Source organism: Streptomyces sp. NPDC097619, assembly GCF_040302735.1.
GTDB lineage: Bacteria > Actinomycetota > Actinomycetes > Streptomycetales > Streptomycetaceae > Streptomyces.
The window spans coordinates 53667-75254 of the sequence record NZ_JBEOSD010000001.1 but is presented as its reverse complement, the minus strand read 5'-3'; the positions used below and the strand labels follow the sequence as shown (position 1 = coordinate 75254).

Annotated in this window: 20 protein-coding genes; 10 read left to right on the top strand and 10 right to left on the bottom strand. The window is 75.1% G+C overall.

Annotation, left to right across the window (positions count from 1 at the left end):
- The first annotated feature begins 1 nt into the window (after position 1).
- Both ABTZ17_RS00285 and ABTZ17_RS00280 read left to right on the top strand, forming a co-directional pair.
- Positions 2-1399: a class I SAM-dependent methyltransferase gene (locus ABTZ17_RS00285; protein ID WP_352193308.1), complete on the top strand. Its 1398-nt coding sequence runs from the start codon at positions 2-4 to the stop codon at positions 1397-1399.
- Positions 1396-2280 carry a DUF1295 domain-containing protein gene (locus ABTZ17_RS00280; RefSeq protein WP_352193233.1) on the top strand — a complete coding sequence of 295 codons (885 nt, stop codon included), beginning with the start codon at positions 1396-1398 and terminating at the stop codon, positions 2278-2280. The genes ABTZ17_RS00285 and ABTZ17_RS00280 overlap by 4 nt, the downstream gene beginning before the upstream one ends.
- A gap of 104 nt (positions 2281-2384) precedes the next feature.
- Here ABTZ17_RS00280 and ABTZ17_RS00275 read toward each other — a convergent pair whose 3' ends face one another.
- Positions 2385-4556, bottom strand: coding sequence for an NHL repeat-containing protein (locus tag ABTZ17_RS00275; RefSeq protein ID WP_352193232.1), 2172 nt, complete (start codon positions 4554-4556; stop codon positions 2385-2387).
- Positions 4557-4917: 361 nt separating this feature from the next.
- On the opposite strand from ABTZ17_RS00275, the gene ABTZ17_RS00270 reads away from it, so the two are divergent.
- Positions 4918-5889, top strand: coding sequence for an inositol monophosphatase family protein (locus ABTZ17_RS00270; protein WP_352193231.1), 972 nt, complete (start codon positions 4918-4920; stop codon positions 5887-5889).
- Between the two features lie 229 nt (positions 5890-6118).
- Positions 6119-6697: a hypothetical protein gene (locus tag ABTZ17_RS00265; RefSeq protein ID WP_352193230.1), complete on the top strand. Its 579-nt coding sequence runs from the start codon at positions 6119-6121 to the stop codon at positions 6695-6697.
- A gap of 51 nt (positions 6698-6748) precedes the next feature.
- Here the strand turns inward: ABTZ17_RS00265 and ABTZ17_RS00260 are convergent, their stop codons facing one another.
- The 4 genes from ABTZ17_RS00260 to ABTZ17_RS00245 form a co-directional block, all read right to left on the bottom strand.
- Positions 6749-7021 carry a hypothetical protein gene (locus ABTZ17_RS00260; RefSeq protein WP_352193229.1) on the bottom strand — a complete coding sequence of 91 codons (273 nt, stop codon included), beginning with the start codon at positions 7019-7021 and terminating at the stop codon, positions 6749-6751.
- Positions 7022-7133: 112 nt separating this feature from the next.
- Positions 7134-7679, bottom strand: coding sequence for a helix-turn-helix domain-containing protein (locus ABTZ17_RS00255; protein WP_352193307.1), 546 nt, complete (start codon positions 7677-7679; stop codon positions 7134-7136).
- Positions 7680-7967: 288 nt separating this feature from the next.
- Positions 7968-9107, bottom strand: coding sequence for a MerR family transcriptional regulator (locus ABTZ17_RS00250; protein WP_352193228.1), 1140 nt, complete (start codon positions 9105-9107; stop codon positions 7968-7970).
- Positions 9108-9168: 61 nt separating this feature from the next.
- Entirely contained in the window at positions 9169-9600 is a 432-nt protein-coding gene (locus ABTZ17_RS00245; protein ID WP_352193227.1) for a VOC family protein, read from the bottom strand.
- 264 nt (positions 9601-9864) lie between these two features.
- Between ABTZ17_RS00245 and ABTZ17_RS00240 the strand changes: the two genes are divergently transcribed.
- The 3 genes from ABTZ17_RS00240 (at position 9865) to ABTZ17_RS00230 (ending at position 12870) form a co-directional block, all read left to right on the top strand.
- Positions 9865-11736 (top strand): SDR family oxidoreductase, encoded by a 1872-nt coding sequence (locus ABTZ17_RS00240; protein ID WP_352193226.1) that lies wholly within the window; start codon positions 9865-9867, stop codon positions 11734-11736.
- A 220-nt stretch (positions 11737-11956) separates the two neighbouring features.
- Positions 11957-12562, top strand: a complete 606-nt coding sequence (locus tag ABTZ17_RS00235) for an RNA polymerase sigma factor (protein WP_352193225.1) — start codon at positions 11957-11959, stop codon at positions 12560-12562.
- A gap of 44 nt (positions 12563-12606) precedes the next feature.
- The gene (locus tag ABTZ17_RS00230) at positions 12607-12870 is read left to right on the top strand and encodes a hypothetical protein (RefSeq protein ID WP_352193224.1); all 264 of its coding nucleotides are present in this window, start codon (positions 12607-12609) and stop codon (positions 12868-12870) included.
- A gap of 118 nt (positions 12871-12988) precedes the next feature.
- Here ABTZ17_RS00230 and ABTZ17_RS00225 read toward each other — a convergent pair whose 3' ends face one another.
- The 4 genes from ABTZ17_RS00225 to ABTZ17_RS00210 form a co-directional block, all read right to left on the bottom strand.
- On the bottom strand, positions 12989-13741 hold the full coding sequence (locus ABTZ17_RS00225) for an ArsR/SmtB family transcription factor (protein ID WP_352193306.1): 753 nt from the start codon (positions 13739-13741) through the stop codon (positions 12989-12991).
- 1010 nt (positions 13742-14751) lie between these two features.
- Complete coding sequence (locus tag ABTZ17_RS00220) at positions 14752-15390, bottom strand: hypothetical protein (RefSeq protein WP_352193223.1); 639 nt, start codon at positions 15388-15390, stop codon at positions 14752-14754.
- Positions 15387-17045 (bottom strand): ATP-binding protein, encoded by a 1659-nt coding sequence (locus ABTZ17_RS00215; RefSeq protein WP_352193222.1) that lies wholly within the window; start codon positions 17043-17045, stop codon positions 15387-15389. The genes ABTZ17_RS00220 and ABTZ17_RS00215 overlap by 4 nt, the downstream gene beginning before the upstream one ends.
- Positions 17042-17770 carry a winged helix-turn-helix domain-containing protein gene (locus ABTZ17_RS00210; protein ID WP_502994562.1) on the bottom strand — a complete coding sequence of 243 codons (729 nt, stop codon included), beginning with the start codon at positions 17768-17770 and terminating at the stop codon, positions 17042-17044. The genes ABTZ17_RS00215 and ABTZ17_RS00210 overlap by 4 nt, the downstream gene beginning before the upstream one ends.
- Between ABTZ17_RS00210 and ABTZ17_RS00205 the strand changes: the two genes are divergently transcribed.
- A complete protein-coding gene (locus ABTZ17_RS00205; protein WP_352193221.1) occupies positions 17713-18333 on the top strand; it encodes an SGNH/GDSL hydrolase family protein in 621 nt (206 codons plus the stop codon). The two genes, ABTZ17_RS00210 and ABTZ17_RS00205, sit on opposite strands and share 58 nt — an antisense overlap.
- Positions 18334-18343: 10 nt before the next feature.
- A complete protein-coding gene (locus ABTZ17_RS00200) occupies positions 18344-19603 on the top strand; it encodes an acyltransferase family protein (protein WP_352193220.1) in 1260 nt (419 codons plus the stop codon).
- A 114-nt stretch (positions 19604-19717) separates the two neighbouring features.
- Here the strand turns inward: ABTZ17_RS00200 and ABTZ17_RS00195 are convergent, their stop codons facing one another.
- The gene (locus ABTZ17_RS00195) at positions 19718-20314 is read right to left on the bottom strand and encodes a VOC family protein (RefSeq protein ID WP_352193219.1); all 597 of its coding nucleotides are present in this window, start codon (positions 20312-20314) and stop codon (positions 19718-19720) included.
- Positions 20315-20549: 235 nt separating this feature from the next.
- Between ABTZ17_RS00195 and ABTZ17_RS00190 the strand changes: the two genes are divergently transcribed.
- Entirely contained in the window at positions 20550-21572 is a 1023-nt protein-coding gene (locus ABTZ17_RS00190; RefSeq protein ID WP_352193218.1) for an NADP-dependent oxidoreductase, read from the top strand.
- The last annotated feature ends 16 nt before the right edge of the window (positions 21573-21588 follow it).

Here is a 21588-nt window from a genome sequence, read left to right as displayed (position 1 = left end):
CGTGGACCCGGAGCGCTGGCCGGACGTGGCCCGGCTCCCCAGGGCCTCCGCACTCCGCACGGCCATCGCCCGCCGCATCGTCGAGGCCGCCGTGGACCGGCTCCCGCTCCGCCTCGCCGGACCCGGACACCCCGAGGCACCCGCCGCGGACCGCACCCCCGCCCCCACGGGCCCGACCCCGGCAGGTGCCACCCCTCCGGCCCCCCTCCCCGCCCTCACCCTCCCCGCCCTCACCCTCCACGACCCGGCCGCCTTCCACCGCCGCATCGGCGCGGACGGGCTCATCGGCTTCGGCGAGTCCTACATGGCGGGGGAGTGGGACGCGGAGGACCTGGTCGGGGTGCTCACCGTCTTCGCCGAGCACATCGACGCGCTCGTCCCCGCCCCGCTGCGCCGCCTCCGCGGGGCCTGGGCGCACCGCCGACCCGAACGCGACCTCAACACCCCGGGCGGCTCCCGCGACAACATCCGTCGCCACTACGACCTCTCCAACGACCTCTTCGCGCTCTTCCTCGACCCCACCCTCAGCTACTCCTCCGCCGTCTTCGACGCCCTGCCCGCCGCCCCGTCCCCGGTGCTCCCCGTCACCCCGACGCCGGCGGAGTTCGCCGCGGCCCAGCAGCACAAGATCGACCTGCTGCTGGACCTGGCCCGGGTCGGCCCCGACACCCGGCTCCTGGAGATCGGCACCGGCTGGGGCGAACTGGCCCTGCGCGCGGCGGCCCGCGGGGCCCGGGTCCGTACGGTGACCCTCTCCCGCGAGCAGCGGGACCTGGCCCGGCGCCGCATCGCGGAGGCCGGGCACGCGGACCGGGTCAGCGTGGAGCTGTGCGACTACCGCGAGGTCCGAGGGCAGTACGACGCGATCGTCAGCGTGGAGATGATCGAGGCGGTCGGCGCGGCCTACTGGCCCGTCTACTTCGGCGCCCTGCGCGCTCTGCTGGCGCCCGGCGGGAGCGTGGCCCTCCAGGCCATCACCATGCCGGACGCCGGGATGCGCGCCACCGCCCGCACCCACACCTGGATCAGCAAGTACGTCTTCCCCGGCGGCCTCATCCCCTCCCGCGAGGCCATCGAGGCCGAGAGCGCCGCCGCCGGGCTCGCGGTGCGCGCCGACCACGGCTACGGGGCGCACTACGCGGAGACGCTCCGGCTCTGGCGCGAATCGTTCCTCCGCAACGAGGAGGCGGTCGCGGAACTCGGCTTCGACCGGGTCTTCCGCCGGATGTGGGAGCTGTACCTGGCCTACTCCGAAGCGGGCTTCCGCGCCGGCTACCTGGACGTCCGGCAGATCCGTCTGACGGCGGCCGACGAGGACCCCGCCTCGCCCCCCGCCGCCTCCGCTCCCGTCGCGGCTTCCGCCCCCGTCCCCGCCCGCACGACGGAGGACCGGGCATGAGCGCCGTCACCCTCACTTCCGCCTCCCTGACCGCCTCGGCCTCGGCCTCCTTCGACCTCGGCGGCTTCGGACGGAACCTGGCGGCGGCGGCCGGTGCCGCGCTCGCCGTCATGCTCGTCGCCTTCGCCGTGGGCCTCGCCAAGGGCGTCCACCGGATCGTCGACGTGGCCTGGGGCATCGCCTTCGCGGCGGTGGCGGTGACGAGCTGGTTCCTGTCCGAGGGCCACGGCGACGCCACGCGGCGGCTCGCCGTCACCCTCGCCACCTGCCTGTGGGGGCTGCGCCTCGCCGCGCACATCGCCCGCCGGGGCCGCGGTCACGGCGAGGACCCGCGCTACGCCCGGATGCTGGCCCGGGCCCCCGGCAGCCCCGCCCTGTACGCGCTGCGGAAGGTGTACCTGCTCCAGGGCGCGCTGGTGTGGCTGGTCTCCCTGCCGGTGCAGGCGGCCTGTTACCTGGGGGAGGGCGTGGAGCCGCTGCTCGTCCTCGGGCTGGCGGTGTGGGCCGCCGGGGTGGCCTTCGAGGCGATCGGCGACCACCAGTTGGCCGCCTTCAAGTCGGATCCGGCCAACCGGGGACGGGTGATGGACCGCGGGCTGTGGTCCTGGACCCGGCACCCCAACTACTTCGGGGACTTCCTGGTCTGGTGGGGCCTGTACCTGACCGCCTGCGCGAGCCTTCCCTCCGCCGCCCTGACCGTGGTCTCACCACTGGTGATGAGCGGCCTGCTGATCTGGGGCAGCGGCAAACGCCTCCTGGAGGCCCACATGGCCGACCGCCCCGGCTTCGCCGCCTACCGCGCCCGCACCAGCGGCTTCTTCCCCCGCCCCCCGAAACCGGCCCCGGACCCGGACCCTTCCGGGACGGGCGCCGGCCGCTAGCATCGCCGGCCCGGAGGGATTCCTCCGGGCCGGACCGCTCGATCCCGGCTCGGCCCGGCCCACGACGCCCGTTCGTGTCGTTACTCCGTCGTACTCCGTCGCGGTCAGAGCGGGCGGGGGGTCCCGATGAGGGGGGTGCGGACGGGGGTGGCGAGGCCGACGAAGAGGACGAGTTGGCGGCCGCCCGGGTTGGTCTGGAGCGGGACGAGCTCCCAGTTGTTGGTCAGCCACACGTTGCCGGACGGGTCGATCTGCACGGCCGTGTTGCGGACCAGGCCGTCGCTCCCGTAGCCGGCGCTCGCGGGGGAGATGGGCTGCCCCGTGCCGTGGCCGGGCGGGCAGGACTCCGGCCGGGCCCCGCACAGCCGGGTGACGCGCTGTCCGGAGAAGTCGGCCACCCACACCGTGTCCGAGCCGTCCACGGCGATCCCCCAGGGCAGCGTCAGGCTGCCCGTGGTGAACGGGACCGGAGCCGAGGTGCCGTCGCGGCGGATCAGGGTCACCGAGGCGCCGGGGGCCTGGGTCCGACCGGCCGGACCCGCGGCGGTGGCCAGCTCGTCGGTGGTGCCGTCCTCGCAGGGGAGCGGGATGACACCGCTGTTGGCCACCCACTGGTTGCCCGCGCTGTCGGAGGCGATGCCGATCGGGTTCGCCAGTCCGCCGCCGGTCACCGTCCGCTCCAGCGTTCCGTTCGGCGCGAACACGGCCACGCTGTCGCTGCCGTTGCCCGTCACCCAGGCCCGGCCGCGCCCGTCCAGCGACACCCCGAACGGCTTGACCAGGGCCCCGCCCGCGACCGGCAGGTTCCGGGCCTGCTCCGGACGCCCGGTCGGGACCCGGGTCACGCTGCGGCTGCCGCAGTTCGCCACCCACAGGACGCCGTTCCGGTCCGCCAGCGCGCCCTGCGGCTGGACGAAACCGCCCTGCCGCCAACCCTGCGCCGGGGAGAGCGCGCGACCGCGGTGGTCGAACTGCGAGACGCTCCGGAACAGCGGGCTCGGGTCGAGGCCGCACCCACGGCCCTGGAAGCCGAAGTTCGCCGCCCACACGTCACCGTCGGGCGCGATCGCCACCCCGTACCCGGCCCCGTACAGGCCACCGCCGGTGTAGGGAGCGCCGGCCGCGTCCCGTCCGTCCGGGCGCAGCCGGAGGAGCTGGCGGCCGCCGCACACCGGGTCGCGCGGGTCGGCGCCGTAGGTGTAGTTGTTCACGACCCAGGCGTCACCGGCCCGGTCGAAGGCGATGTTGCCGGGACCGTCGAGCTCCCGGCCGTTGCCTTGGTAGCGGAGGGCGAGGGTCCAGGCGGCCGGTGCCGAGGTGAGGGCGGGCTGGTGCACCGGCTTGCGCTCGGACAGCTGGAAGACGCGGCGCGGGGCGGTCTCGGGGGCCCGGGCGATGTCCGCGACGGCCTGGAGGGTGTCGCGCGGGCGGTCCTCGCCCGACGGACGGGCCGCGTCGAAGAGGTCCGGGCAGTTGCGCGCGTTCGTGGTGCAGGCGGCGACCGCGTCCGCCAGGGAGTTGAAGGCGCGCAGGGTGGAGGTCTGCGTTCCGTTGGGCGGGGCCGCGAGGAAGGGCGAGACACCGCCCGTGATCACGTCGGCCAGATTGTGCGACACGGACGCGGCGTTGCGGGGGCCGGGCCACGGGCCGGCGACGCCGCCGTTCCGCGTGAACTGGGCCAGGGCGAAACCGGCCGCGACGGTGGTCCGTTCGGTGATCGTGAGGTCCGGCGTGCGGGCCCGGCCGGAGGGGGCCCCGCCGCCGTCCCCGGGCGCTCCGGTGAGGACCGCGGCGAGCCGGACGGGAAGGGAGGACGTGGGGCGGCCCACCCGATCGGTGGCGGGCGCGCGGTCTCCCGCGCGCTGGTCGGTGGGTGTGGCGGGGGTGCCCGGTGCGGCGGGCGCGGTGCGGCGCAGGGTGGGCTCGGGGGCCGGTTCGGCGGCCCGGGCGTCGGCCGTCAGGTACACGACGGAGCCGGCGTCCTCGGGCAGGTCGTACGTGACCCGGAAGCGCCCCTGACGGTCCGTCCGGGTGCTGCCGAGCCGTCTCGGACGGTCCCCGAAGCGCGAGCCCGACTCGAACACCGTGACCACGGCGTCCCGGAGAGCACCGTCGGCACCCCGGACGACCCCGGCCCGGGTCACCTCGCCACCGCCGCGCGCCGCCCCGCCGCCGGTCCCGGCACCCGCCGAGGCCACCGCCGGCACGGCCGCCCCCGTGAGGGCCAGCAGGGAGGCCAGCAGCACGGCCCGGTCGTACCCACGTCGCACCCGCACGCCTACTCCTCCGGATCACGGTCGGGCCCGCGGACGCGGGCACCGTCGTCACGGAATCCGGGGGCCGCGGTCCGGGCCCCGGCTCACGGACCGGCCCAGCTCACACCGTGGAGCTCACCGGGGCGGCGTTCCGCCCCGCGACGGACGGCGGCTTCGCCCGGACGGCCGGGGGCGGGTCACCCGTCTGGTGGCCGGAGACCGGGCGGGTGAGGACGCGGGCGGCGGATCGGCCGGGAGATCCGGCGGGTGGCGATGGCAGCGGGGGCGGGGGCGGGAGCCAGGGGCAGGGGGCCGGGGTGCCGCCGGAGCGGAGGCGTCACGGGCCGACCGGAGCGCCCCGCTCCTCCCTTACCCTCCAGTAATGATCAACTCGGCAGCGGAACAAGTCGGTTCGGGGCGCGATGCGGACGCGGAGGGCGTAGCGGCCGTGGAGGACGGAGCGGTCGTGCAGGACGCGGCGGTCGTGGAGGGTGTGGGGGAGCGGGCCGAGCGGGGGCCGGAGGGGGACCTTGAGGTGGCGGCGGCCGCAGCACGCGCGGGGGCGGAGGTCGTATGGGACCTGTACGGGCGGCAGCTCGCCCGGGTCGACAAGGGCGCCGGGGACTTCGCCACCGAGGCCGATCTCGCGGCCGAGGAGGCCATGCTCGCCGTGATCCGGGCGGCCCGGCCCGGTGACTCCGTACTCGGTGAGGAACACGGGGCGCAGGGCGCGACCGGAGCAGCCCGACAGTGGCTGCTCGACCCCCTGTGCGGCACCCTCAACTACGCCGTGGGCAACCTGCTCGTCGCCGTGAACGTGGCACTGCGCGGCGCGGGCCCCGGACGGGAAGTCGCCGCCGTCGCCGACCCCTTCGGCGCCGAGACCTACCTCACCGACGGCCGCACGGCCCTGGTCCGACAGCACGTGGCGCCCGCCGGCGCGTCGGAGTCGACCTTGCGCCCCTCCTCCGCCTCCCGCCTCGTGGACGTCAACCTCGACCCGCCCTTCCCCGGCGCACCCGGCTTCCGGGCCGTGGACCTGCTCGCCCACCCCGACTTCGTCGCGGAGTTCCGGCCCCGCGTGGTCTCCACGACCCTCGCCCTGGCCTGGGTGGCGGCGGGCAAACGGGCCGCGTACGTGACGGACGGCGGCGACCTCACCGGCAGCGTCCACTTCGCGGCGGGCATCGCCCTGTGCCGTGCCGCGGGCTGCGTCCTGACCGGAATCGACGGCACCCCGATCGGAGATCCCTCGGCCCGCGGCCTGGTCGTGGCCGCCGACGAACCCACCCACACCCGCCTGATGGAACTGATCCGGCGTTCGGCCCCGCGCCCGGACGCGCACGGAGCCTGACCGGGTCCAGGCCGGCCCCCCCGTCCAGCCCTTGTCGCCCACTGTCCCCCCTGCCCCTCTCGGGCGCCTCGTCGCCCGGGGGTTCCGAGCCTCCCGGCCGCGGGTACCCACGGGGTACGCGTCGGGGGGCCGGCGACCGGGGGGCTGGGGCCGGGGAACCGGGAAGCGGGAAGCGGAAGGGCTGGGGGGGCTCATGACGGCACGGGCGGTGCGTGGGGCGGCTACGGCGGTGACGTTCCTGGCGGTTCTCTCCGCCACCTACGGCGCGACCTGGTTCTGCTGGATCGGCCCGTGGGTGTGGACGGTGCCCGTGGGTTTCGGGCTCATGCTCCTGAGCTGGGTGATCGCGGTGACGTTCCTGAAGTCGGGGAACGACCGCGCGGCAGGCGTGGGCGCCTTCGCGATGGTGTTCCTGGGCTCGCTGTGGGGAGTCGAGATGTGGCTGGCGGGGGACGCGCGCGACGACCGCGCCCTGCACGATCGCGGGGTGACCGAGACGGCCGAGGTGGTGGAGCTGATCCGCACCTCGGACCCCATGGCCGGCATCGAGGACAAGGTCACGGCGGTCGTCGTCCGACTGCCGTCGGGAGCGCGTCCCCGCATGCAACTGGAGGGACGTCCGGCACCGGAGCGCGGAGCCGCCGTGACGGTCACCCGCGACCCGGAGCGGCAGGCCCCGATGCGCTTCGGCCCCCGCCCGGAGGCCCCCGACACCACCTGGCGCACCACCCTCCTCGCCCTGTCCCTCCTCCTCGCCCTCCCCCCGTCCACCGCCGCCGCCCAAGCCACCCACACCCACCTGACCTGACCCCGCCCCCCTGCTCCCGAGGGGACGGTGCGTGCGCCGATGCGGGGCCGATCAGGGCCAGGCCGTCAGCCAGGTGGAGAGGGACGTGGTGACCTCGGGCGGCAGGTGGGTCAGGGCCCAACTCGTGGTCCGTTCGCCGATTACCGTGCCGACCCCCTTGGCCAGCCCGTAGAGGAGGCCGGCCCCGATCAGCGCACCGGCCGAGGCCGAGCGGCGTCGTCGGTGCGGCCGGCGCACCTCTGTGTCGGGTCCGGGATCGCCCGGTGGCCGCGGCCCGATCGTGGCGGCGGCCGGGTGCCCCGTACCGTCCGGCGTGGTCCCCATCCTCATGCCCCCCGTCGCGTCGGCGCGATCGCTGACGCCGTCGTGGTTCCGGCCGTGACTGTGGCCGTGGCCGTGGCCGTGGCCGTGGCCGTCCGGCGTCGCTCGGCGCGCATCAGCCAGTAGTAGGCCGTCGCCGACCTCGCGAGTCGAGCGTTCCGGTGGGGCTCGCCGACCGCCGCCCAGGCCGCCTCCCAAGCCCCCACGGCCGTCGGCCCCGCCCCACAGGCGCGCACCACGGCGAGGACGGTCTCACGCGATGCGCTGCGCTCTCCCCGGAGGAGGGCCCCCAGTGTGGAACGCCGCAGCAGGCCACTCGCGTCGCGGTCCACCAGCCCCCGCTGGGACACCCGCTCCAGGCCACGAGCCCGCGCAGGGCGCGGAGCAACTCGGGATAGTCGGCCAGGCCGTCGGGTGGCGCGCCCTCCCGACGACAGGCCAAGCCCTGGCGCCTGATCGTGTCCGCGGTCGACCAGAGGTCCATGACCGTCGACAGGTCCGCCCCCGAGCGCCGCGCGAGGTCCTCGATCAGGGGGCGGGGCGGGACGGAGCGGCCCGACAACGCCCGGGAGATCTGGGAGCGGTGCCGACCGACCAACACCGCCACCTGCCCCTGGCTGAGGCCCCTGCGGTCCAACTGCCTCCGCAGGATCGCCGTCATCTCGCGTATCGCCGGTTCCCAGCGCTCCGCCGTTCCGTACGAACTCACCACGCCCCGTTCCTCGGTCCCCGTCGTCCCTCCGGTCGGTACTGCCCGCCGTGTCGGCAGCGTGCCCGCCCCGCGGCGACCTCGTCCACCTCCCTTGACCCCACCTGTGCGCGCGTGGCCACACACCACCGTTCCAAGGGGTGATGTCCGCGCATGAGGCCAGGTCAGCGCGGTGCGAAGGGGGGTGGTGCCAACTTCGGCGTCGGCGGGCGGTGGCCCCGCAGCGGGGGAGCCGGCGGGTCAGGCGTCGGTCGGGGTGGGGAGGGCGGCGACGGGGGAGGTGGGGGGCGGGGTGTGGAGGAGGGCCAGGGCTTCTCGGAGGCCGCCCGGGCGGAGCATGCCGGGGCCCACCGGCCGGCCGGCCCAGCCGGGGCCGGCGAGGAGCACCACCGGGTGGGTGCGGGCGCCCTTGACGCCGAAGGCGGTGTCGGCGACGTGCCGGGCCAGGGCGTGGCTGGCGGTGGAACGCGATTGGGACCACAGGACCACGGCCGCCGGTCCCAGCCGGCGCACGGCCGCGTCCAGGGCCTCGGCGGGCACCGCCGCGCCGAACATCCGGGTGGCCACGCCCCGTTCGGCGAGCCCGGCCGCGAGGGCCTCCAGGGAGAGGGTGTGTTGTTCGCCGGGTGCGCACGCCAGCAGGACGGGAGACGTGCCGGCCTCGCGCGGCCGGGCCGCGCTGACGAGCTGGCGCAGGGCCGTGGACACGTGCCAGGACAGCAGGTGTTCCACCTCCACGTACCGGTCGTCGGAGGACTCCCAACGCCGGCCGGCCGCGTGCAGGGCGGGCATGATCACCTGCTCCCAGGAGGCGACCAGCCCGTGCACGGTCAGCAGAGCGCGCAACTGGGCGTCCAGGGCCGGGCTGTCCAGCCGTACGGCGGCCCGCGCCAGGCCCCGGAGTTCGCGTTGGGCGTCCACCGGCGCGTGCGGTCCGGCACCGGGCGCGGCGGGGCCGGGGGTGGTGCCGTCGGTACCGCTTCCCCTGTCACCCGCACGCGTACGCGCACTCGTGCCGCCGGTTCCCGCGCCCGCGCCGGTGCCGTCGGTGCCCGTCCCCGTGGGGCGGGGACCGGGATCAGGGGCCGTCGACCGTCCGGTGGATGCCGCGGCGGCCGTGGCACCGGGGCCGCCCACCGTGCCCTCCCCGCCCGCGCGGGCGGCCCGGGCGGCTTCGGCGGGAGCCACCCCGGAGGCCGTCAGGCGGCACATCTCCTCCAGTACCGCCACGTCGGCCGGGGCCCAGCGCCGGTGCCGTCCGTCCTCGCGCACCGCGGGCCCGATCCCGTACCGCTGGTCCCAGGACCGCAGCGTCGTGGGGGACACCCCGAGGCGCCGGGCCACCGCCCCCGTGGTCATCCCGTGCGCGTTCTCCGCCATTCCCCCACCATACGACGCACGAACGACGCGCGCCGGGGAGTCCTCGATCGTCTCAGTCGCCTCAGTCGAGGCAGAACTCGTTGCCCTCGACGTCCTGGAGGGTGATGCAGGACTCGTTCTCCTCGTCGGCGTGCTGGACCAGGACCACGCTCGCGCCGAGCGCGACGAGCCGGGCCGCCTCGGCCTCCAGGACCGCCAGCCGCTCCGCGCCCACCAGGCCCGTACCGGCCCGGACGTCGAGGTGCACGCGGTTCTTGGCCGTCTTGCCCTCGGGGACCCGCTGGAAGTACAGGCGGGGACCCGCGCCGGTGGGGTCGGAGGCCGCCGACCAGGAGTCGCGGTCCGCGGCGGGCCGGCTCTCCTCGTACGCCTCCCACGTGTCGAATCCGCTCGGGGGCGGGGAGACGTAGCCGAGCACCTCGCACCAGAAGCGGGCGACCCGTCCGGGCTCCGCGCAGTCGAACGTGACCTGGACCTTCTTGATCGCTGACATCGGGCCACCGTAACAGCGGCTCTCGGGGCGTTCATTCCCTTTATTCGGGCTCTCCGGCGGGCGGGCGGCAGGCGGGGTCGGATGGCGGGTGGGAGACGTGTGAACGACCTACGGACGAGGCATGAACGACGCACGAACGATGCGGATGGCCGGAGTGGTGTGCGTGCGGCAAGCTGATCGGGGCAGGAGCCACCTCGACGAGTCGGCCCGGTGACGCAACGGCCCCGTGCCGCCGCGCTCGCCCGAGCGGGAAGGGATCGCCCCATGCACGACCGGCAAGAGCCCGAGGCCCACGGGCCGCACGACTCGGACGAGCCGCGATCGCCGCAGGACGGACAGCGGAAGGATCGTCCCGACGACGGCCCGAGCGACAGCCCGGGCGACACCCCCACCCCGGCCGACAGCCCTACCGGTACCCGTGCTGACGCGGTCCCCGGAGGCGGGGGCGCCGGGGGCGAGCTGGGCCCCGGATCCGGAGCCTTGTGCCTGGTCACCGGGGCCAGTGGCTACATCGGGGGCCGGCTCGTGCCCGAGCTGCTCGCCGCCGGGTACCGCGTGCGCTGCCTGGCCCGTACCCCCTCCCACCTGCGGGACCATCCCTGGGCCGGGCAGGTGGAGGTGGTCCGCGGGGACGTCACCGACGCCGAGAGCGTGAAGGCCGCGCTGGAGGGCGTGGCCGTCGCCTACTACCTCGTGCACTCGATGAACTCGGGCCCCGCCTTCGAACGCACCGACCGCGAGGCCGCCCGCACCTTCGCGGCCGGGGCCGAGGCGGCCGGGGTGCGGCGCCTGGTCTACCTGGGCGGGCTGACCCCCACCGACCGCCCCGAGGCGGAACTCTCCACCCACCTGCGCTCGCGCGCCGAGGTCGGCCGCATCCTGCTCGCCTCCGGGGTGCCGACCACCGTCCTGAGGGCCGCCGTGGTGATCGGCTCCGGTTCGGCCTCCTTCGAAATGCTCCGGTACCTCACCGAACGGCTGCCCGTGATGGTCACCCCGAGCTGGGTGGCCACGCGCGTGCAGCCCATCGCGGTCCGCGACGTCCTGCGGTACCTCGTGGGCAGCGCCGCCATGCCCGCGGAGGTCAGCCGCACCTTCGACATCGGCGGCCCCGACGTCCTCAACTACCGCGAGATGATGTTCCGTTACGCGGAAGTGGCCGGGCTGCGCAAGAGGCTGATCCTGCCCGTGCCGATGCTCAGCCCCGGCCTGTCCAGCCACTGGATCGGCCTGGTCACGCCCGTACCGCCGAGTCTGGCCCGGCCCCTCGCCGAGTCCCTGCGCCACGAGGTGGTGTGCGGCGAGCACGACATCGCGCGGTACGTCCCCGATCCGCCCGGGGCGCCGCTGCCCTTCGACCGGGCCCTGTCGCTGGCCCTGCGCCGGGTCCGCGAGGCGGACGTGGCCACCCGTTGGTCCTCCGCCTCCACCCCGTCCGTCCCCAGCGACCCGCTGCCCACCGACCCGGACTGGGCGGGCGGCAGCCTCTACGAGGACCAGCGGGAGCGGGCCGTGGACGCCGCGGCACCCGCCCTGTGGCAGGTCGTCGAGGGCATCGGCGGGGAGAACGGCTGGTACTCCTTCCCCCTCGCCTGGGCGGTGCGCGGCCGTCTGGACCGGCTGGTCGGCGGGGTCGGACTGCGCCGGGGACGGCGCGACGCGGCCCGGCTCAGGGTCGGGGACTCCCTGGACTTCTGGCGGGTCGAGGAGATCGAACCGGGCCGGTTGCTGCGGCTCCGCGCCGAGATGCGGCTGCCCGGCCTCGCCTGGCTGGAGATGTACGCCGAACCGGACGGCGAGGGCCGCTCCCGCTACCGGCAGCGCGCCCTCTTCCACCCGCGCGGCCTCGCCGGGCACCTGTACTGGTGGAGCGTGGCCCCCTTCCACGCCGTCGTCTTCGGCGGCATGGCCCGCACCATCGCCCGCACGGCGGAGGCCGCGGAGCGGAAGGCGGCAGAGGCGAGCGCGGGGACTGTCGGGGGACCCGGCGCCGCCGAGACGGGCGGGAGCGCCGAGACGGGCGGGGGCGTCGGGACAGGTGAGGTCAAGAGTGCTTCCGGTGCCGGTGGAGGGACCGGTACGGATGGAGGAACCGGTATCGGTGGGGTGGCGGGCGGGGCCTTGAAGCCCTCGTGAATCCTTTTGCCGGGGCCGTGCCTCTTATCCGTGTCCCGGTGATCCGCCGGGACGGACGAGGACGAGGTACGCGAGGACCCGGCGACACCGCCGGGCCGGAGGGAGGGCTCCATGGCCACGGGATGGGCGATCGGCGTCGGGGTGGTGGCGGTACTGCTGTGCACGTGCGTGTTCTTCGTACGGCGCGGACGGGGATCGGGACGTGGGCGGGGCGGGTCGCGTGGCTGAGACGACCTGGCCCGGGGAGCGGCTCATCGCCGCCGCCCAGGGCGGCGACCCGGGATCGCTCAGCGAGCTGGTCTCGGGCTCGCACCCGAACGTCCAGCGTTTCGCCCGCTCCCTGTGCGCCTCTCCCGAGGACGCCCAGGACGCGGCGCAGGAAGCGTTGATCATCCTCTACCGCAGGATCGGCACGCTGCGGGCCTCCGGGGCGCTGGCCTCGTGGATGTTCCGCATCGTCCGCAACGAGTGCCTGCGGCGGGCCCGCGGCTCGCTGGCACGGGGCCGTGTCACGGGGGTGGGAGCGGGGGCCGGCCCCGAGGTGGGGGCGGGTGGTCCCCCGCACGACTCGGGCCGTTCCCACCTCGCCGTGGACTCGGCGGAGGAGGAGGCCCTGCGCGGACTGGAGGCGGAGCGGGTGGCCGCGGCCGTCGCCGCCCTGCCGCCCGACCAGAGACGGGTGCTGGTGATGCGGGACATCGAGGGACGCGCCGGCCGCGAGGTGGCCGCCGCCCTGGGGCTCAGCACGGCCGCGATGAAGTCCCGCCTGCACCGGGCCCGCGCCACCCTCCGCGAGTCCCTGGCGGGCACGGGGGACGGCCGGTGAAGGCGGGAGGGAAGGGGCCGGGCGCGGGGTTCGGCAGTCGGTCGTTGTCGCGGCACGTGGCCCGGGGGCTGCTCGGGTTCGGCTTCCTGGGCGGCGGGGTCGCCCTCGCCCTGACGTACGGGCCGATCGGACTGCTCCTGGTGCCGCTGGGACTGGTGGCGCTGAAGGGCTGCCCGATGTGTTGGACGGCCGGTCTGATCGAGCACCTGTCCCGGGGCCGGTACCACCGGACCTGCACGCAGGACGGCTGCACCCTCACGGCCCGGGAGGGTGCGGCACCGGCGGGGAGCCGGGTGCCGGGGGCCTGACCCGCGGGGATCCGCAGTGATCCGCGGGGATCCCCGGGGAGGGCGAGGGAGTGCGGGGTGCGAGCCGTACGAGCCCCTGCCCCCGCCCCGCCCTCCCCGGTCCGGTGTCGACGGGCCGTCAGGCCAGGTAGGGGAGGGGCAGCGGCTTACCGGTCTCCAGGTAGGTCTTGAGGCCGGACAGCACTGCCGGCCAGCCGCCCGAGATCTGCCGGGTCTCCTTCTCGTCGCGCAGGTTCTCGTGGGTGACGGTGAGCTGGACGAGGTCGCCGACCGACTTCAGCTGGAAGGTGACCGTGGACGGTCCGGCGGGCCGCTCCTCGCCGGGCTCCGCCCAGGTGAGCACCAGCCGCTTCGGCGGCTCGGACTCCACGATCGTGCCCACGACGTCGGAGACCCCGGATCCGTCCACGCGGACGTGCTCCCAGGGGGAGCCGGGCCGCCAGTCGGAGACGTTGTGGTGGCCCCAGTAGGCGGCGGTGGCCTCCTCCTCGGTCAGGGCCTCCCAGACCTTCTCGGGGGTGGCCTCGATGTAGGTGGTGTAGACGAACTCCGGCTTCGCGGACATGGCTTTCTCGGCTTTCTTCTTCAGTGCGCTCAACGCCTCCAAGCGGGGGCGCTCGAAGGCTGAGATCCACCGTTCCTGGATCTCGTGGAGCGGTACGGGGTTGAGGTAGTGGAGCTTCTCCCTGCCCCTGCGGACGGAGCTGACGAGGTTCGCGGCCTCCAGGACGCCGAGGTGCTGGGCGGTGGCCTGGCGCGACATCGCGAGGCCGGCGCACAGCTCACCGAGGGTCTGGCCGTTGTCCTCGCGCAGCCGGTCCAACAGTCGCCGACGGGTTGCGTCGGCGAGGGCTTTGAAGACCTGGTCCATCTCATCGCTCACACCAACAGTTACGCAAGCATTTACTTGCATGTCAAGCGGAGGGGTGGGGTGAGCGGAGGTGGTGAGGGGGCTGCAAGTGGCTTGAACAGCAGAAACGAATCTGCTGGGCGGCGGTCGAGGAGGGAGGTGACGGGTGTCGAGCGCGGGGGCCGGGACATCTGCGATCTCACATGCGATCACGTACCGTCACATATCCCATTGCAATGTCACGCTTGCCATGTGACCGCCCGCCCCTCCCCCCCCGGATGCGGCCGGAGGCCCACGTCACGCGGACGGGTGGCGGAATTCCCCCGCAGGAACGGCGTGGCGGACCCCGAGGGAGTGCTTCGCGGCGGGCCCCCGTGCCGCGACACCGCGACGCGGGGTTGGGCGGGCGTGAGTACCGCGAGCCATAGTCCGATACTGACCGCCTCCGCCGCCCCCTCGGGCCCCCTACCGTCGGCCCCCGCCGCGCCCCGCGCGCTTCGGGACCGCTCGACGGGGGCCGTACGGGTCACGGCGGGGACCGCCCCTGGTGCCGCCGCCCTGCGCGGTTCGGCACCACCCACCGAGTGCGGAGAGGAGCGGGCCGGGGAGGTCGCGTGACCTTCGGGCTGCTCGTCCTCGTGCCCTGCCTGCTGGCCGTCCTGTTGCTGCCGAAGGACCGCCCCCGTGCCGCGCCGCGCACCGCGCCCCGTACCGCTTCACGTGCAGTGCCGCGTACCGCGCCCCGGCCGGTCCGCGGCGGACGCCCCGGTCCGCACCAGCGCGCGCACGCGCGACCGGCACCGGAGCCCCTTCCGGGACGGCGACTCGCCGTGAACGAGCTTCCGATCGGGTGGAGGTGAGGCCGGAACCCGGTGGCTCGTCGAGCCGCCGTAGCCGTCCCGTCCGCCCCTGATCCCATCCCGACCCGGCCCCGTGCCCACGCCCGCGCCCCGCACGATCACCGCCGTGACCGTGCGGGGCGCGGGCGCGCGTGGAGCAGGCGTAGGCGGGTCGGGCGTACGTGGTCCGGATCAGGAGGGTGAGGGGCCGGGGGTGGGCGGGGGGTCGGTGGCGCCGGCCGGGACGGCGAGGGACTGGGGGCCGCACCGCAGCGGCCAGCCCTGGGTGTCGCCCGCTTCGTGGACGCGCACCACCACGCGGTCCGGGGGTGCGTCCCCGAGGGTGGTGGCGTGGGCGACCGTGCAGACGATCTGGCTGAGCGCCGTGATGTCGAGCTCGCCCGCGGCCACGGACAGGGGCAGCCTTACCGTCACCGAGTTCAGGCCGGCCGTGGCCACCGGGGTGCGGGGCAGGAGTGGGATGCGGGTGGTGAGGCCGCGGGCCCGCTCGCTCTCCGTGGGCCCTTGGAGGAGCAGTTCGAGGGCCCGTTGGGGGCTGGGGGTTCCGGAGGAGGGGCGGGCGGCGGAGCGCATCCCGTACGGGCTGGCGAAGTACAGGCGGGTGCCGCGCGCCTCGCCGGGGTACAGCGGTGCCCCGGACGCGGGGCCTCCGGCGTCCACCGGACCGGTGGGGGAGATCCCGCACGCGGAGAGCGCCAGGGCGAGCGAGAGCGGGAGCAGGAGGCCGAACGGGACCGCTCGCGTGACCCGTCGAGCCCGTGCGCGCCGCCCGATACGTGAAGCCGGGCGGGTGGTCGAGCCCGTGGTCATGACGGGTCCTCCGGTGCGGGGGTGCCGGCCCGGTCCTCGGCCTCGGTCTCGTCTGTGTTCCCATCGCCGCCCCCATCCCCGCCCGCGGTTTCGCCCGCGGTTTCGTCCTCGGCTTCGAAGAGGGGCAGGCCGAGGGTGAACAGCGCGCCGCCGTAGGGGCCGTTGGTGGCGGTGAGGGTGCCGCCGTGGAGGCGTACGTTCTCGGCGGCGATGGCGAGGCCGAGGCCGCTTCCCTCGGACCGGGTCCGTGCGCTGTCGGCTTTGTAGAAGCGGTCGAAGACGTGCGGGAGGGCGTCTTCGGGAATGCCCGGACCCGTGTCGGAGACGGTGAGGACGGCGTACCGTCCCTCCGCCCGGGCCCGTACGGTCACCGGGGGGCCGCCGTGCCGGAGGGCGTTGCCGATCAGGTTCGCGAGGACCACGTCGATGCGGCGGGTGTCGGCGTGCACGGGCAGTGGGACGGCGGGCAGGTCGAGGAGGATCCGCGGGTTACCGGTCCAGCCGCGCAGGCGCAGTGTGGTGGCGAGGAGCGTGAGGAGGTCCGTTTCCTCGTCGCGCAGCGGGGCGCGGCCGGCGTCGAACCGGGCGATCTCCATCAGGTCCTCGACCATGCGGGTCAGTTTGCGGGTCTCGTCGGCGACGAGCGTGACGGCCTCGGCGGTGTCCGGGGGCAGTTGCCCGGAGGCGGCGTCCTCGTCGAGTACCCCCGTCACGGCGCTCATCGCGGCCAGTGGGGTGCGGAGTTCGTGGGCCACGTCGGCGGCGAAGCGTCGGGCGTTGCCCTCCAGGCGGCGGAGTTCCGCGTCGTCGCGTTGGAGGGTGGCCGCCATCTCGTTGAACGTGGCGGTGAGCGCGGCGAGTTCGTCGCTTCCCCGGACGTCGAGGCGGGTGTCCAACTCGCCCGCGGTGACGCGCTCGGCCCCGTGCTGGAGACGGCGTACGGGCAGCAGGACGCGGCGCGCGGCCAGCAGGGCCGGGATCACGGCGAGGAGCAGTGCGGGTACGACGCCCACCTCTGCGGCGCGGACCAGGGCGCTGATGTCGGCGGCCTCCTTGTCCAGGGGGAAGACGGCGTAGACGGTGATCCCGGTGGGCGCGGCCGGTGCGGCCGCCCGCTCCGTCGGGGGCGGGGTTTCGTGTGGCGTGCCGTCGACGTCGTCCTCGGGGGTGCCGTCGCCGGGGTCCGTGCGGGCGCCGGCGGTCGGGTCCGGGCCGTGGACCAGGGGCATGGCGAGGGCCAGCCAGGCCCGGCCCGCCCGGTCGAGGCGCTGGTAGGCGGCGCGGTCCCCGTCGGCGACGGCCTCGCGCAGCGCGCGCGGTACCTCGGGAGTGTCCGGCGCGGCCGTCGCGGAGACCGGGGCGGCGTCCCCGTACACGGCGGTCGTGTGCCAGCCCCGCGAGCCGCCCGCCAGGTCGAGCTGGAGGGTGAGGTTGCGGAGGTCCTGGTCGCTGGGCGGCACCGGGAGGTCGGGGGCGAGGGAGTCGAGCTGGGTGCGCAGGTCGCGGACGGCGGCGCTCTGGGTCCGGTCCAGGGTGGCCTCGCGGGCCTGACGGAAGGTCAGGACGACGGTCAGCAGGGAGCCGAAGGCGGTGGCCAGCAGGAAGGCCACGACGAACCGGGCCCGCAGCCCGCGCCCCCAGGTGGCGCGCCTCATGCGGGGAGCGGCCCGAAGCGGTAGCCGAAGCCGCGGACGGTCTGGACGTAGCGCGGGGCCCGCGGGTCGTCCTCGATCCGGCCGCGCAGCCGCATCACGCAGGCGTCCACCAGGCGCACGTCGCCGTGGAAGGTGTACTCCCAGACGCGTTCGAGGAGTTCCTGCCGGGTGTACACCTGGCCGGGGGAGGCGGTGAGGAAGAGGAAGAGCTTGAGTTCGGCCGGGGCGAGGACGAGCTCCGTGCCGTGCTTGAACACCATCAGGGCGGTGCGGTCCACGGTCAGGTCGCCGTGCGTCTCCGGACCCGATCCGCCGCCGGGGCCCGTCCCGTGGCCCCCGTGGCCGTCCTGGGAGGGGGCGACCCGGCGCAGCACGGCGCGCATGCGGGCCTCCAGCAGTTCGCTGCCGGCGGGTTTGACGAGGTAGTCGTCCGCGCCCGCTTCCAAGCCGATGATCATGTCGAGTTCCTCGCCGCGCGCGGACAGGATCACGATCGGCCGGTGCCTGGGCCGGGATCCTGACCGGATGCGGGGCCGGATCGAGTGGCGGGGAGGAGGGGCGGTCCTCCGCGACCGTCCGTCAGGACGCCGGCACGGACAGCGGCGGCAGCACGGGTTCCGGAACCGGCAGCGGAGGCGGCGGCAAGCCGCCCGCCCGTCTGCTCTGGATGGGCGATTCGATCGCCGACGCCGAGTCCCCCGCCCTCCTGGCGGCTCTGAAGGCATCCGGCATCGAGGCCACGTCCATGGCGGCCGCGGGCGGCGGCGGGGTCGTCGGCGAGATCGGCGCGGGCACCTGGAAGGACCTGCCCGGCAAGATCTCCGCGGTGCGGCCGGAGGTCATCGCGTACCAGATCACCACCTACGACTGGGACACCCCCGAGGGCCAGAAGCGCGACTACGAACGGCTCGCGCGGGCCGCCGAGAAGGCCGGGGCCCGGCTGCTGCTGATCAGCGCGCCGCCGTTCGACGCCGACGACGCGTTCTACAAGAGCCACAAGAAGGAGATCGAGAGCGCTCCGAAGGCCGCGAAGGAGGTGGCCGACGCCCATCCGGGCAAGGTCACCTACCTCGACGCGAGCGCGCTGTGGGGGACCGACCGGACGGCGGAGAAGGCGTACCGCTCGAAGGACGGGATCCACTCCTGCCGGCAGGGGTCGGCGGCCTTCGCCCAGTGGTTCACGAAGGAGCTGTCCAAGGTGACCCCGTTCACCCTCGCCGCCCCCGACACGTGGGCGAACGGCCCGTGGACCGGCGACGAGCGGTACGCGAAGCTGGGTTGCAGCTGACGTGCGGACCGTGACCTCCCTTCCCCCGGGCCGGACGGTCGTTCCCCACCGGTCCCACATCGCCCCGCTGGACGGACTGCGCGGGATCGCCGTCCTCGGCGTGCTGCTCTTCCACGCGGACCGGTTCCCGGGCGGGTTCCTCGGTGTGGACCTGTTCTTCGTCCTGTCCGGGTTCCTGATCACCGGGCTGCTGCTGCGCGAGGCGGAGACCCGCGGCACCGTGGACCTGGCGGCCTTCTGGGGCCGCCGGGCCCGGCGCCTGCTGCCCGCGCTGCTGGCCACGGTGGCGGGGACCCTGCTCCTGGCCGCGTTCCTCGGCACCGCCGCCCAGTTCCGACTGGCCCGCGCGGACGCCCCCTGGGTGCTCGCCAACCTCGCCAACTGGCACTTCATCGCCGGACGGGACGGCTACTGGAACACCGACGGCACCCGCCTCTTCGCCCACCTGTGGAGCATCGCGGTGGAGGAGCAGTTCTACCTGTTCTGGCCGCCCGCCCTGCTGCTCCTGTGGCGCCTGGGCCGTACGGCCCGGATCCGGGCCCGGGCCCTCGCGGCGACCGCGGCCGGCGGGATCCTGCTGTCCGCCGTGGCGATGGCGGTGCTGCTGGACCCCGTCGACAGCACCCGCGTCCACGAGGGCACCGACACCCGCGCCTTCGCCCTGCTCCTCGGCGCGCTGGCCGCGACCCCCACCGTCCGCCGCCGCACCGCCCGCCTGGGCACCCGCACGACGACGGTCCTCTCGGGAGCGCTCGTCCTGGCGCTGGGCGCGGGCTGGGCCCTGGCCTCGGGGACCGGCGCGGGCTCGGCGGTACTGTTCCGGGGCGGCCTGCTGCTGCACTCGGCGGCCTGCGCGGCGCTGGTCGCCCTCCTCGCGCACGCCCCGGGCACCGCGCCGGGGCGCCTGCTCGCCGCTCCGCCGCTGCGCTTCCTCGGCGGGATCTCGTACGGGCTGTACCTGTGGCACTGGCCGGTGTTCCTGCTGCTCGACACCGCCCTCCCGCAGCCGGCCGGACCGTGGGAGGGTTGGCCGAGGGCCGCGCTGTTCATCCTCGTGTCGGTGGCCGTGGCGGTGGTGTCGAAGGCGTGTGTGGAGGACCCCGTCCGGTACCGGGCGCGTTGGGCGCACGGCCGCACCGGTGCGCTGGCCCTGGGCGCGGCGGTCCTCGCCGTACTCGCCCTGTGGTGGCTCCTCCCGGCCGCCGTGCCCGTCCCGGGCGGTCCGGCGGTGGACGTGACCCGGCTGGCCGTGGGGGCGGCGGCCCCGTGAGGCCGTGGCGGTGGAAGGCGGACGGTGGGCCGCGCGCCACCACGGGCCGTGGACTGCCGGTGGTGGGCGGTGGACGGTGGACGGTGGACGTGGGCTGCGCGTCCTGGCGGTCGGTCAGTTGACGAGGTGGTAGGCGTTTCCGGCGCTGTCGAGGTACTCGCCCGGCTTCCGGGACGGATCCGTGATCTCCGGGCGCAGCCGGTTCCGGCCCCGGGCGGGGGCCGCGGGCGGCCCCATGAGGAGGGAGACCGGGGCGGTGGGAGTACGCCGCAGCCGGAAGCCCCATTCCCGGGATTCGGCCACCGGCCAGCCCGCCAGCGCCGGCCACTGCTCCTCCTGCGCGGGACGGTCCGCCTCCGCCACGTCGAGGCAGACCGCGACGAGCCCGGAGTCGGCGAGCACCCCGTGGTGCCCGGGGCGCAGCAGGCAGAACTCGTTGCCCTCGGGGTCGGCGAGCACGTCCCAGGGCACGTCCCCCTGGCCGATGTCGGTGTGTCGCGCGCCCAGCGCCAGGAGCCGGTCCAGCTCGGCCTCCCGGTCCGGTCCGCCCGCGAGGTCCAGGTGGAGCCGGTTCTTGTGCCCGGCGGGCTTCGGCTCGGCGGCCGTGGCGAACCGCAGGCGCAGGCCGTGGGTCCGGCCGCGGGTGGCCTCGCGCCAGAAGAGTTCCAGGCGGGGGACGTCCAGTGCGTCGATCACGATCCCGGTCAACATGCGCGTGCTCCGTCCGACTCTTCTCCGGCCCCGCTGTGGTCGGTTGCCCATTCTGCCCTCGCCGCGTGACCGCTGATCCACGATCCGGTGATCCACGATCCGGCCGGCGAGGGTACGGGAGCGGTCGGCCGGACGTGGAACGGGAGGAAATCGGTCCGAGGGCCTGCTGGTTGCTCTGTGAGACGCCCGGCGAAAACCCTTGAGGATGTGGATTGTTGAATGAACAATGATCTTCATGACCGAGACTGAGAACGGCACCGCCTCCCTGTCCGCCGCCGCCGATACCACCGCCCCGACGGCCTCCGCCGCCGACCCCGCCACCCCGACGACGCGCGTGATCACGCAACGCGTCATCGGCGGCTCCGACGTGCTGGAGCAGGCCGAGGTGCCGCTCCCCGTGCCGGGGCCGGGTGAGGTGCTGGTCCGGGTACGGGCCACCGGCATGAACCCGGCCGACTGGAAGGTCCGGATCGGCAAGGTGGACTTCTTCGGCCCGCCGCCGATGGTGCTCGGGCACGAGTTCAGCGGCACCGTCGAGGCGCTGGGGGAGGGGGCCGAGCGGTTCGCCCCCGGCGAGGAGGTGTACGGCTGGACGACCCCGCCGCACGGCAGCCACGCCGACCACGTGCTGGTCTCCCAGGACCGCGTCGCGCCCAAGCCCCGCACGCTCGACCACGTGGGCTCCGCGGCCCTGCCGATCTCGGGGTTCACCGCCTACCAGGCCCTGATCACCCTCGCCGACGTGCGCCCCGGGCAGCGCGTGCTGATCCACGGGGCCGCGGGCGGGGTCGGGCACCTCGCCGTCCAGATCGCCAAGGCCCGTGGCGCGTACGTCATCGGCACCGCCCGCACGGCCAAGCACGACTACCTGCGCGGTCTCGGCGCCGACGAACTCCTCGACTACACGCTCACCGACTTCTCGGAACTGCGGGACGTCGACGCGGTCCTGGACACCATCAGCAACGACTACGGCCCGCGCTCCCTGCCCGTGCTCAAGCCCGGGGGCATCCTGGTCGACGTGGTCGGCGTCGGCGTCGACCGCACCGAGGTCACCGCCCGGGCCGCCGAACTCGGCATCCGCTTCGTGGAGTTCTTCCTGGAGCCCACCCCGGCCGTCCTCACCGCCTTCGCCGGGCTCGTCGACGAGCACGGCATCCGCCCGACGATCTCCGAGGTCCTCCCGCTCGCGGAGGCGGCGAAGGCCCACGATCTGAGCGAGACGGGCCGCGTCCAGGGCAAGATCGTCCTCGTGCCGTAGTCCGCGACCCGCTCCG

What these genes read in the sequence shown, in the direction of transcription:
- ABTZ17_RS00195 (WP_352193219.1), bottom strand. Translation starts at nt 20,314, where the DNA reads ATGTTGACCGGGATCGTGATCGACGCACTGGACGTCCCCCGCCTGGAA.
- ABTZ17_RS00270 (WP_352193231.1), top strand. Translation starts at nt 4,918, where the DNA reads ATGATCAACTCGGCAGCGGAACAAGTCGGTTCGGGGCGCGATGCGGAC.
- ABTZ17_RS00215 (WP_352193222.1), bottom strand. Translation starts at nt 17,045, where the DNA reads ATGAGGCGCGCCACCTGGGGGCGCGGGCTGCGGGCCCGGTTCGTCGTG.
- ABTZ17_RS00225 (WP_352193306.1), bottom strand. Translation starts at nt 13,741, where the DNA reads ATGGACCAGGTCTTCAAAGCCCTCGCCGACGCAACCCGTCGGCGACTG.
- ABTZ17_RS00260 (WP_352193229.1), bottom strand. Translation starts at nt 7,021, where the DNA reads ATGGGGACCACGCCGGACGGTACGGGGCACCCGGCCGCCGCCACGATC.
- ABTZ17_RS00190 (WP_352193218.1), top strand. Translation starts at nt 20,550, where the DNA reads ATGACCGAGACTGAGAACGGCACCGCCTCCCTGTCCGCCGCCGCCGAT.
- ABTZ17_RS00205 (WP_352193221.1), top strand. Translation starts at nt 17,713, where the DNA reads ATGGGCGATTCGATCGCCGACGCCGAGTCCCCCGCCCTCCTGGCGGCT.
- ABTZ17_RS00280 (WP_352193233.1), top strand. Translation starts at nt 1,396, where the DNA reads ATGAGCGCCGTCACCCTCACTTCCGCCTCCCTGACCGCCTCGGCCTCG.
- ABTZ17_RS00245 (WP_352193227.1), bottom strand. Translation starts at nt 9,600, where the DNA reads ATGTCAGCGATCAAGAAGGTCCAGGTCACGTTCGACTGCGCGGAGCCC.
- ABTZ17_RS00255 (WP_352193307.1), bottom strand. Translation starts at nt 7,679, where the DNA reads ATGACGGCGATCCTGCGGAGGCAGTTGGACCGCAGGGGCCTCAGCCAG.
- ABTZ17_RS00210 (WP_502994562.1), bottom strand. Translation starts at nt 17,770, where the DNA reads ATGCCTTCAGAGCCGCCAGGAGGGCGGGGGACTCGGCGTCGGCGATCG.
- ABTZ17_RS00240 (WP_352193226.1), top strand. Translation starts at nt 9,865, where the DNA reads ATGCACGACCGGCAAGAGCCCGAGGCCCACGGGCCGCACGACTCGGAC.
- ABTZ17_RS00250 (WP_352193228.1), bottom strand. Translation starts at nt 9,107, where the DNA reads ATGGCGGAGAACGCGCACGGGATGACCACGGGGGCGGTGGCCCGGCGC.
- ABTZ17_RS00220 (WP_352193223.1), bottom strand. Translation starts at nt 15,390, where the DNA reads ATGACCACGGGCTCGACCACCCGCCCGGCTTCACGTATCGGGCGGCGC.